Source organism: Nocardioides sp. (assembly GCF_014360585.1).
In the GTDB taxonomy this organism is placed as follows: domain Bacteria; phylum Actinomycetota; class Actinomycetes; order Propionibacteriales; family Nocardioidaceae; genus Nocardioides.
The window spans coordinates 1-9989 of sequence record NZ_JACIXG010000128.1; the positions used below are offsets into that span (position 1 = coordinate 1).

At 69.5% G+C, this 9989-nt stretch carries 11 protein-coding genes; 8 read left to right on the plus strand and 3 right to left on the minus strand.

Going from position 1 to position 9989, the window contains the following annotated elements; translation table 11 throughout:
* The 3 genes from H5T77_RS24735 to H5T77_RS24745 all read left to right on the plus strand — a co-directional run.
* Positions 1 to 390, plus strand: a 390-nt coding sequence (locus H5T77_RS24735) for an HNH endonuclease (RefSeq protein ID WP_292653267.1), incomplete at its 5' end; no start/stop codon positions are given.
* Positions 391 to 692: 302 nt separating this feature from the next.
* Entirely contained in the window at positions 693 to 1160 is a 468-nt protein-coding gene (locus tag H5T77_RS24740; RefSeq protein ID WP_292653268.1) for a pyridoxamine 5'-phosphate oxidase family protein, read from the plus strand.
* Positions 1161 to 1191: 31 nt separating this feature from the next.
* A complete protein-coding gene (locus H5T77_RS24745) occupies positions 1192 to 1641 on the plus strand; it encodes an NUDIX hydrolase (RefSeq protein ID WP_292653269.1) in 450 nt (149 codons plus the stop codon).
* On the opposite strand, the gene H5T77_RS24750 is transcribed toward H5T77_RS24745, so the two are convergent.
* Positions 1626 to 2150, minus strand: a complete 525-nt coding sequence (locus tag H5T77_RS24750; RefSeq protein WP_292653270.1) for a cupin domain-containing protein — start codon at positions 2148 to 2150, stop codon at positions 1626 to 1628. The genes H5T77_RS24745 and H5T77_RS24750 overlap by 16 nt on opposite strands.
* A gap of 70 nt (positions 2151 to 2220) precedes the next feature.
* Here H5T77_RS24750 and H5T77_RS24755 point away from each other — a divergent pair, with 70 nt between their 5' ends.
* A complete protein-coding gene (locus tag H5T77_RS24755; protein WP_292653271.1) occupies positions 2221 to 3129 on the plus strand; it encodes an aminoglycoside phosphotransferase family protein in 909 nt (302 codons plus the stop codon).
* A gap of 6 nt (positions 3130 to 3135) precedes the next feature.
* Here H5T77_RS24755 and H5T77_RS24760 read toward each other — a convergent pair whose 3' ends face one another.
* Positions 3136 to 3972 (minus strand): hypothetical protein, encoded by an 837-nt coding sequence (locus tag H5T77_RS24760; protein WP_292653272.1) that lies wholly within the window; start codon positions 3970 to 3972, stop codon positions 3136 to 3138.
* Positions 3969 to 4478 carry a sigma-70 family RNA polymerase sigma factor gene (locus tag H5T77_RS24765; protein WP_292653273.1) on the minus strand — a complete coding sequence of 170 codons (510 nt, stop codon included), beginning with the start codon at positions 4476 to 4478 and terminating at the stop codon, positions 3969 to 3971. Before H5T77_RS24765 ends, H5T77_RS24760 begins: the two co-directional genes overlap by 4 nt.
* 152 nt (positions 4479 to 4630) lie before the next feature.
* Here H5T77_RS24765 and H5T77_RS24770 point away from each other — a divergent pair, with 152 nt between their 5' ends.
* Genes H5T77_RS24770 through H5T77_RS24785 form a run of 4 tightly spaced genes read left to right on the plus strand, consistent with a single transcriptional unit; the run spans position 4631 to position 9892 of the window.
* Complete coding sequence (locus H5T77_RS24770; RefSeq protein ID WP_292653274.1) at positions 4631 to 6178, plus strand: family 10 glycosylhydrolase; 1548 nt, start codon at positions 4631 to 4633, stop codon at positions 6176 to 6178.
* 59 nt (positions 6179 to 6237) lie between these two features.
* Positions 6238 to 6882: an MOSC domain-containing protein gene (locus tag H5T77_RS24775; RefSeq protein WP_292653275.1), complete on the plus strand. Its 645-nt coding sequence runs from the start codon at positions 6238 to 6240 to the stop codon at positions 6880 to 6882.
* Positions 6879 to 8123 (plus strand): MFS transporter, encoded by a 1245-nt coding sequence (locus H5T77_RS24780; protein WP_292653276.1) that lies wholly within the window; start codon positions 6879 to 6881, stop codon positions 8121 to 8123. Before H5T77_RS24775 ends, H5T77_RS24780 begins: the two co-directional genes overlap by 4 nt.
* Positions 8120 to 9892: a serine hydrolase domain-containing protein gene (locus tag H5T77_RS24785; protein ID WP_292653277.1), complete on the plus strand. Its 1773-nt coding sequence runs from the start codon at positions 8120 to 8122 to the stop codon at positions 9890 to 9892. The genes H5T77_RS24780 and H5T77_RS24785 overlap by 4 nt, the downstream gene beginning before the upstream one ends.
* Positions 9893 to 9989 lie beyond the last annotated feature (97 nt).

The window sequence follows — 9989 nt, forward strand, 5'->3', positions numbered from 1 at the left end:
CCCGCCGGCCAGTTGGTCGCGATGGAGTCCCGATCGCGTAAGGCACCCGACGGACTGGCCGAGTTCATCAACACGCGCGATGGCGGCATCTGCCGCACCAACGGCTGCGATGCGCCGATCAGGAACGTCGACCACGCCGAGCGTTACGCCGACGGCGGCAAGACCAGCGCCGCGAATCTCCAAGGGCTCTGCGAGAGATGCAACCAAGCAAAAGAGGCGCTCGGTTGGCAGGCCAGACCCGGACCCGACGGCAGCATCATCACCATCACACCCACCGGGCACACCTACGTCAGCCCACCACCCGACACCTGGCGACCAGACGCACCACCCCTCTCGCGGGGAGAGTTCGTGCTGCGCGACGTACTCCTCGACCACACGTTCGCGGCCTGACCGGCATCGCCCGATGACTGGTGTAACTGCCTCGCATACTTGCCGCTCGGCGCCCTACTGTCGCGGTCATGACGTCGCACGATGCGCCTGAAGGACTCCGAACCGCACCTGGTGGAGCAGGTCTGGTGATCCGGCAGGAGACCCCTGACGATCATGGTGAGGTGCGCGAGGTTCATGCGCGCGCCTTCAGAGACAACGATCGGGTCCCGGGGCTCGTGGAGGACCCGGGGGTCTGACCGTCGAACGTGGGTGCGCAAGAACGGTCGGGTCGGTGGGGGCTGGGCGGTGGTTGAGTGACACGCATGCGTACAGAACAGGTTCGGTTCCCGGAGGAGTACGGCACGCCCAGCGAGCTGATGGAGTGGGGGGACGTACGCCGGCGGCTGGTCGAGGCGAAGCAGTTCTGGTTCGCGTTCGAGAGGCCGGGGCGGAGTCCGCACGTGACGCCGCTGGACGGCATCTGGTTCGAGGACAAGCTGGTCTACGGCGGCAGTCCGGAGACGTTGCACATGCGGCTCGCGGCCGCGCACCCGAAGGTGACGGTGAACCTGCCGGATCCGTGGAAGCTGGTCGTCATCGAGGGGGAGGTGCGTACGACCTCGTTCTCGCCGGCAGCGGCGGAGGAGATCGCGGCGCTGCTGAACGCGAAGTATCCCGAGTACGGCGAGAACGTCTTCAAGCCGGCCACGGAGTCGCCGGCGGTGCATCCACGTCGGATCCGGGCGTGGACGTCGTTTCCGAAGGACGCGACGGCCTTCGTCTTCGACTGACTTCCGGCGTCTCCGCGCTAGTCTCGCAGTGATGCACTTCACCGAGTACGACACCCGCGTGGCGGCGTACGCCGTCGTCGTCGATGATGGCCGGATCCTGCTGAGCTGGTTCAGGGGCAACCATCGCAACGAGCCGGGATGGACGCTCCCGGGTGGCGGCGTGGACTACGGCGAGCAGATGCCGAGCGCGGTGGCGCGCGAGGTGAAGGAGGAGACCGGGTACGACGTCGAGGTCGGGGCTCCGCTGACGACCGACGTGCACGTCGTGCCGTTCGAACCGGGGCGGCGGCCCTACCAGTCCACGCGCATCGTCTTCGAGGCGCGGATCGTCGGGGGCGAGCTGGGCACGCTGGAGGTCGACGGGACCACCGCTTTCGCAGGGTGGGTCGGGGTGGACGACCCCGTGATCGGGGCCGACACCACCAGCCCCATCGTGCGGATGGGGCTGGAGGCTCTGAAGCTCGCTCAGTCGACCCAGTAGTTGTCGTGGAGCTTGTAGAACTCGGCCATGTCGTCCGGGCTGAGCTCGGTGCCCTCGGCCAGCTCGCGCAGCCCCTCGAAGTAGCCCTCCCGCGGCGCGCCGGGGGTGAAGTGGAGCAGCATCGAGGCGGGCTCCTCGGTGGTGTTGCGGAAGCCGTGCAGGCCGCCGACCGGCACGTGCACGAAGTCGCCGGCGCCGGCCGGGATCCACTCCTCGCCGTTGAAGATCCGCACCGTCCCGGTCAGCACGTAGAACGACTCGGCCACCGCACGGTGGAAGTGCGGCCCTGGACCGGTCTCGCCGGGGCCGAACTGCCAGCGGTAGAGCCCGTAGTCGCCCGCGGTCGTCGCTCCGGTGGCGAGATAGTCGACCTTCACGCCGTTGGGGTAGCTCAGGTCCGGGGGAGTGGCGTCGGGACGGTAGAACGCCGAGACCTCACCGGCATCGCCGTCGTAGCGCTCGGGCGGGTAGGGAACACCTTTGGTCCCCATCGACTCTGGAAGTGACATGGGCCAAAACCTGCCCGATCCGTCCTGGGTTGGGAAGCCCATTGGAAATTGCGCCATTAGGGTTGCCGCCGTGACCCTCGTCCCGGACTCCTTCCTGGCCCTCGCGGCCAACGGTCCGTCGTGGGCGGCGTGGCTCGACGACCTCCCGGGTCTGCTGCGCGACCTGCTCGAGGAGTGGTCGGTGACCGTCGACGGCCCCTCCACCCACGGCAGCTGCGCCGTGGTGCTCCCGGTGCGCACCGCGGAGGGCGAGGCTGCGGTGCTGAAGGTCGGCTGGCCCCACTGGGAGGCCGAGCACGAGGCGCTCGCGTTGCAGGTGTGGGGCGGTCGGGGTGCCGTACGCCTGCTGCGGGCCGACCCGAAGCGCTTCGCGCTGCTGCTCGAACGGCTGCACACCGAGGACCTCTCCGAGCTCTGGGACGTGCAGGCGTGCGAGATCGTGGGCGGTCTCTACCGGCGGCTGCACGTCGCGGCTCCGCCGCAGCTGCGTACGTTGTCGCAGCAGGCCGCACGCTGGGCGAGCGAGCTGGGCGAGAAGGAGCGGCGGCTTCCGGTGCCGCCGCGGATGGTCGAGCAGGCCCGGGCGATCGCTCGCGACTTCGCCCGTGATGAGGCCACCGACGGGACGCTGATCCACACGGATCTGCACTTCGCCAACATCCTCCGGGCCGACCGCGAGGAGTGGCTCGCGATCGACCCGAAGCCGCTCTCCGGCGACCCGCACTACGAGCTCGCGCCGATGCTGTGGAACCGCTTCGACGAGTACGCAGGACGGTTCCGGGACGGCGTCCGCGACCGCTTCTTCGCCCTCGTCGACGCTGCCGAGCTCGACGAGGACCGTGCCCGAGCGTGGGTGCTGCTGCGGCTGATCGTCAACGTCAAGGACGAGGTCGAGGACAATCCGACGCCGGACAAGGCTGGACCTGATGAAGAGTGGATCACCGCGATGGTCTCCGTCGCGAAGGCGGTCCAGGACTGAGGGCACCTAGAAGATCGGCCAGGTCTCGCTCGGGACCGGCGTGGTCCCGGCGACCAGCTTCCCGGCGGCGTCGTAGGCCGCGTAGCCGACGCTGTCCTGCCTCTTCTTGACTCCCTCCGCGCTGAACCAGGCGACGGCGATCCCGTTGTTGACGGCGCCGTCGACGTGCTTGCCGCCGATGAAGAACTTCACGGAGACGGCCTCGGCGGGAACGGGTGACATGAAGTCGAGCCAGTTCGTGGTCCACGCGGTGCTGGAGTTCTCCGACAGGCCCATGCCGGGGTGGGGCCTGATACGGGACGCCATCCCAACGACATCCTCAGCCCTCGGCAGGCTGGAGTCAGTCGTGTAGGCGCGGCAGTCGATGAGGTAGTCGTCGGTCAGGAAGTAGGCGCGCAGTTCGTTGTCGTGCTCCGGCCCGAAGTCGTTGCGCCTCTCCGCGAAGATCGGGCGGACCTGATCGGGGTCCAATGTGCCCGGCATGTCCGGATTCGTGCTGGCCTCGGTCGCCATGTCCTGCGCCGCTCCGGTGAGGCACTTGCGCTTGATCGTCGCCAGTTCGGCATCGGTCACGTTGGTCGGCTTTCCGGTCCAGGTCAGCACCTGATCGGTGCGTGCTTGCCCACTCTGGTCGGCGGGACTCACATCGACGGCGAGCGGGCCGCGCCCGAAGCCGGCGAGGACCACCCCGGTCGTGAGGACGCACGCGGCGGTGATGGCAGCAATGAGCAGCGACGTACGTCGCCGGCGGAGCCGGTCTCCGCGCACCCGGATCTCGGCGAGCGGCCGGTCGAGGGTGAGGTCGCCGCTGCTGCGCAGGGCGTCTTCGAGGTCGGTGCTCATGAGGGTGTCCCTTCGGTGGCGAGATCGGCTCGCAGCGTGGCGAGCGCGTGGTGCAGGTGGGCCGAGACGGTGCCCGGCGAGATGTCGAGGGCGACCGACGTGGTCACCGTGTCGAGGTCGAGGATGTAGCGCAGCGCCACCACCTCGCGCTGCCGTTTGGGCAGGCGCCGCACGGCGGCGATGAGGTCGCGGCGTCCGTCCAGGTCGGGATGGTCGGGATGGTCGGGATGGTCGCCGCGTACGTCCTCGGGTGGGCCGACCTCGCGGCGGCGCTTGCGCCACCAGGAGATGTCGGCGTTGACCGCGGTGCGCACGACCCAGGCTGCCGGAGACCGGGCGTTGCGGACCGTCCGCCACTGGGCCCAGGCGCGGGCGAAGGCTTCCGACACCGCTTCCTCGGCACGTCCCGGGTCGACGCCGCTCGCGACGGTCGCTCGCAGGCACCGGTCCTTGTGGGACGCGTAGAACGCGCCGAACTCTTCGAAGCTCACAGCCTGTTGACGCATCAGCACCCGGATCCCTTTAGTCGCCGTCGAAGATTCTCACCGGAAGCCGGTCCAGGCGACCGGGTTGACCGAATCGGCTCCGCCGATCACCCCCAGCCCCTACTCTCGATCAGCCGGCGACGGCGCCGGCCGCGGGGGCGACGGAGGTCATGATGAGACGTTTCCTTTTCGCAGTGGTGAGTGCCGTGGCCCTGATCGGGGCGATGATGGCCCCCGCGTCACCTGGGGCGGCCGCAGAGACGGACCCGCCCGAGCAGTGGCGCAGCCTGTGGGTCGACGGTTTCAACCGGGGCATCTACACCCCCGCGCAGGTCGACGAGCTGGTCCAGGTCGCCGAAGACATGCACGTCAACGCGCTGATCGTGCAGACCGCGCGGCGCTGGGACTGCTTCTGCAACGACGCGCTCTATCCGCGTACGGATGCGGCCATCGACCCCGCCCCCTACGACCCGCTGCAGGAGATCATCACCGAGGCGCACGCGGCCGGGATCGAGGTGCACGCCTGGGTCAACGTGAACACGATGTGGAACTCCGCGACCGCGCCGCGCTCGCCCGAGCACGCGTTCAACCAGCACGGCCCCACGGCGACCGGGGACGAGCGGTGGCTGAACAAGAAGTACGATGGCACCGAACGCGTGGGTGCGAACGCCTACGCCGACCCGGGGCACCCCGGCGTGGTCGACTACATCGTCGAGGGTGTGCAGTCGATCGTGCAGAACTACGACGTCGACGGGATCAACCTCGACTACGTCCGCTACCCCGACGGCTCCTCCACGACCACCCACAGCGACTGGGGTTACAACGACGTCGCGGTCGCTCGCTTCCAGGCGGCCACGGGACGTACGGACGTTCCCGTGCCTGCGGACGCACAGTGGAGCCAGTGGCGTCGTGACCAGGTCACCGGTCTGGTCCGCAAGATCTATCTCGGGCTCTGGTCGGTGGACCCGAGCGCGCGGCTCTCGATGGACGCGATCACCTACGGCAACGGGCCGCAGGCCGTGGGCGGATGGACCAAGACCCGCACGTACGCCGAGGTCCTCCAGGACTGGAAGGGCTGGCTGTCCGAGGGGATCATGGACACCGCCGTGACCATGAACTACAAGCGTGACTGGTTGCCGGCGCAGGCGACGATGTACGACGAGTGGTCGGAGTTCCTCGCCGACAACCAGGGCGGGCGGCAGGCGGTCAACGGCCCGGCGCTCTACCTGAACTCCGTGTCCGACTCGGTGGCGCAGGCATGGCAGGCGGTCACGCCGAGCGCTGCGGGCAACCAGGGAGCCGGCTGGAGCGGGTACGCCTACGCCAACCCGACCCGCGAGGCCTTGGCGGACCCGTCGAAGCGGCCTGCCGAGCTGGCTGCGCTGACGGCCGCGCTCGCCGGGCCCGGTGGGCCCTTCGAGGCTCCTGCGGTGGTGCCGGACATGCCCTGGAAGTCGGCTCCGACCGACGGTCACGTGGCCGGCGTGGCCCGGCTCGCTGATGGCACGGTGCTCGACCAGACGGCCGTGACGCTGCGACCGCTCGACCGACCGGGGCCGTCACTGTCCGCCAGGGCCGACGGCTCGGGCTGGTTCGGTTTCGTGCACGTGCCGCCCGGGCTCTATCAGGTCCGCATCGCGGTGCCCGAGGGCGCCGACCAGCGTCCTGTCGACGTCGTACGCGTCAGGGCTGGAGGGATCGCAGCGGCCTCGTTCTCCTGAACCGGGCGTCGGCGGATAACCGTTCGACGGCATCCTGGCCGGGCGGCGAGACTACGCCCATGCCAGTCGTACGAAGCGTCAACATCGGTCAGTCCAAGCCTGCGGAATGGGCCGAGGTGGGCGCCACCTCGATGGAGAAGCTGCCGGCCGCGGAGTCGGTGACGGTCGGTCCTGAGGGGATCGTCACCGACACCCAGACCGACCGCCGTCACCACGGCGGCGAGGAGCAGGCGGTCTACGCCTTCGCCCGCGAGGACCTCGACGCCTGGGGCGCTCGGATGGGGGTGACGCTCCGCGACGGCCAGTTCGCCGAGAACCTCACCACCGAGGGGATCGACGTCAACGCGGCTCTGGTGGGGGAGCGGTGGCGGATCGGGACGGTCCTGCTGGAGATCTGCAGCGTGCGTACGCCGTGCAACGACTTCAAGAACTGGATGGGCGTCTCCGGCTACGACAACGCCCAGTGGGTCAAGAGGTTCGCTCAGGAGGCCCGGCCGGGGCCATATCTGCGCGTCCTCGAGGAGGGGCAGCTGCAGGCCGGCGACGAGATCGTCGTCGTCCACCGCCCCGACCACGGCATCACCGTCTCGACCCTGTTCCGGGCGCTCAACACGGACCGGTCTCTGCTGCCGAGCCTGATCGGCATCGACGGCCTCGGGGACAAGCCGCTGGCGGCGGCCGAGAGGTACGTCGCGGCGCAGTGAGCATCAAGGAGAGCCTCTTCGTCCTGAAGGACCGCGACTTCGGGTGGTTCTTCGCGTCGCGCTTCGTGAACATGACCGGCACCTCGATGTCGCACATCGCGCTGGCCTTCGCGGTGCTGGAGGTCACCGACTCGGCGTCGGCGCTGGGCGCCGTCGTGGCGGCGCACACGATCCCGATGGTCATCTTCCTGCTGGTCGGAGGCGTGATCGCCGACCGGTTCCCGCGGCGGCTGGTGCTGCAGATCTCGAACCTGTCCTCGGCGCTCACCCAGGCTGTGTCCGCCGGACTGATCATCACCGGCAACGCCGAGATCTGGATGCTGATCGTCCTCCAAGCGGTCAACGGCACCATGTCGGCGATGGCGTACCCGGCGATGCAGGGGATGGTGCCGCAGCTGGTCGCGAGGAAGGATCTGCAGCCGGCCAACCTGCTGCTGTCGATGTCGCGAGGCGCGCTGACGATCCTGGGGCCGTCGGCCGCGGCCGTCCTGGTCGTCGGGGTCGGCGCCGGCTGGGCGCTGGCGATCGACGCGCTGACCTGGCTCCTCGCCGCGATCTTCCTGCTGCCCGTGCGGATCCCGCGCCGCGACAAGACCGGTCCGAAGACGTCGGCCCTCACCGACCTGGTCGAGGGATGGACGTACGTCCGTTCCACCACCTGGCTCTGGGTCGTCGTGCTCGCCTTCATGGTGATCAACACGATGTGGGCCGGCGGGATGCAGGTGCTGGGGCCGGCGTACGCCAAGTCCTCTTCTCTGGGGGTCCAGGGCTGGGGCCTGGGCAGCTCTGCCCAGGCGATCGGGCTCCTGGTCATGACGTTCGTGCTGATGCGGCTGACCCTTCGGTATCCGCTGCGCGCGGGGATGTTCGGCGTCACGCTGATGGGGCTTCCGTTCATCGCGCTCGGGCTGTGGCCGGAGACCGTGCCGTTCATCATCGTGATGGCTGTCGCCGGCGCCGGGATCGAGATCTTCAGTCTCGGCTGGAACCTCGCGATGATGGAGAACGTGCCCGAGGAGATGCAGTCGCGGGCGTGGTCGTACGACATGCTCGGGTCCTACATCGCGATGCCGATCGGACAGCTGATGTACGGGCCGCTGGGGACGCTTTTCGGGGCGCAGCCGGTCTTCCTGGCGAGCGGCGTCCTCTGCATCCTGATCTGTCTTGCCACGGTTGCGGTGCCTTCCGTGGCTAGGCTGCAACGCGTCGAGCAACCTGCTACCGAAGGAACGCCCGCATGAGTCTCAACACCACCGTCGTCGACGAGCTCTTCTCCCAGCGCTTCGAGGAGAACCTGACTCCGGGGCTGGTCTATGGGGTCGTACGTGGCTCCGAGCTGCTCCACTCCGGTGCGTTCGGAGCGACGACCGAGGGCGGTCCGGCGCCGACCGCGGAGAGCGTCTTTCGGATCGCGTCGATGTCGAAGTCGTTCACGGCGGCCGCGGTGCTGCTGCTGCGCGACCGTGGGCTGGTCGACCTGGACGAGGCGATCGCGCAGTATGTGCCCGAGCTCGTCGACCAGGCGCCCCACTCCGCCGACTCGCCGGCGGTGACACTGCGGCTGCTGCTCTCGATGTCGGCCGGTCTGCCGACCGACGACCCGTGGGGAGACCGGCAGGAGTCGTTGTCCTACGACGCCTTCGGGACGTTCCTCGACGGGGGCTTCTCGACCGGGCAGGAGCCGGGGGCCCGGTTCGAGTACTCCAACCTGGGCTACGCGCTGCTCGGGCGCGCGATCGAGAACGTCGTCGGTGGTTCGTCTCCAGAAGGTGCCAACCGGGACTTCGTCGAGCACGAGCTGCTGGCGCCGCTGGGGATGACCTCCTCGGCCTACTCGCCCGATGCGGTGCCGAACCGGGTCCCCGGTCACGTACCGCCGCTGCATCCGGCCTGGGCGGGCGACCGGCTCGAGGGTCCGCGGACCTGGACTGCGATCCCGCCGGTGCCGGCCGGGTCGTTCGCGGCGATGGGTGGTCTGCACTCCTCGGTCGCCGACCTGGCGCGCTGGGTCGGCGGGTTCCTGGACGCCTTCTCCTCGGCTGCCGACGGGCATCCGCTGTCGAAGGCGTCCCGGCGGGAGATGCAGCAGCTGCACCGGTTCGGCGCGGTGTCCGCCTCGCTCGGGTTCGCCGGGTTCCCCGGCGCCGAAGCGGGTGTCGGGGCGGTTGCCACGGGCTACGGCTACGGCCTGATGGTCGACCACGACAGCCGGCTCGGGCAGTTCGTCCACCACTCCGGCGGCTACCCCGGCTACGGCTCGCGGATGGTCTGGCACCCGGCGACGGGGCTGGGCGTGATCACGCTGTCGAACAGCACGTACGCCGGGGCCTCCCCGACCTCGATCGCCGCGCTGCGCTCGCTGGTCTCGGACGAGCTCGCGGGTGACGGTCCGCACCGGTTCTCGACGGTGGTCAAGGGCCTGCGGCCGCGGCTCGACTCGGCGCTGGAGAGGGCGGTCGAGCGGCTGCGTACCTTCGATCCGGCCGGCGCCGAGGCCTTCGCGCTGCCGTCGCTGTTCGCCGACAACGTCGAGCTGGATGCGCCCGATGCCGCTCGGCGCGTCCAGATCACCCAGGCGCGGGCGAAGGTCGGGCTGCCGCTGGGCGGTGCTCCCTATGGCTACTTCTCCCGTGCCATGGGCGTCGCGCTGGCCGTGGTGCCGGCCGAGAAGGGCCGCTACGACATCGAGGTCATGCTCTCGCCGGAGGCCGAGCCGCGCATCCAGACCCTGCGTGTCAACGCTGTCCCCGACGCCCCGGAAGGCGTCCTCGCCGCCGCCCGTGCCGCCCTCGAGGAGGACTCCGCGGTCCTCGCCGCGATGCGGGCCTTCGGCGAGCCCGAGCTGATCACGACGCCCCTGTCCGGTGATGGTTCGTCGAAGGCAGACTTCCTCGTCGTCGCCGGTGCGACCTACTGGAAGATCGCGGTGGCCGAGACCGCCACCGTCACCGCCTTCCCCACCGCCGACCACCCCCGCCTCGCCTACCTCGCCCCCGCGCTCCGCGGCTGACCCCCCGCGCCGAGACGTCACTTACGTCGGCCGAGATGGCATTCCGTTGCCCGCTCGGCCGACGTAAGTGACGTCTCGGCCAGCGGGAGTGACGTCT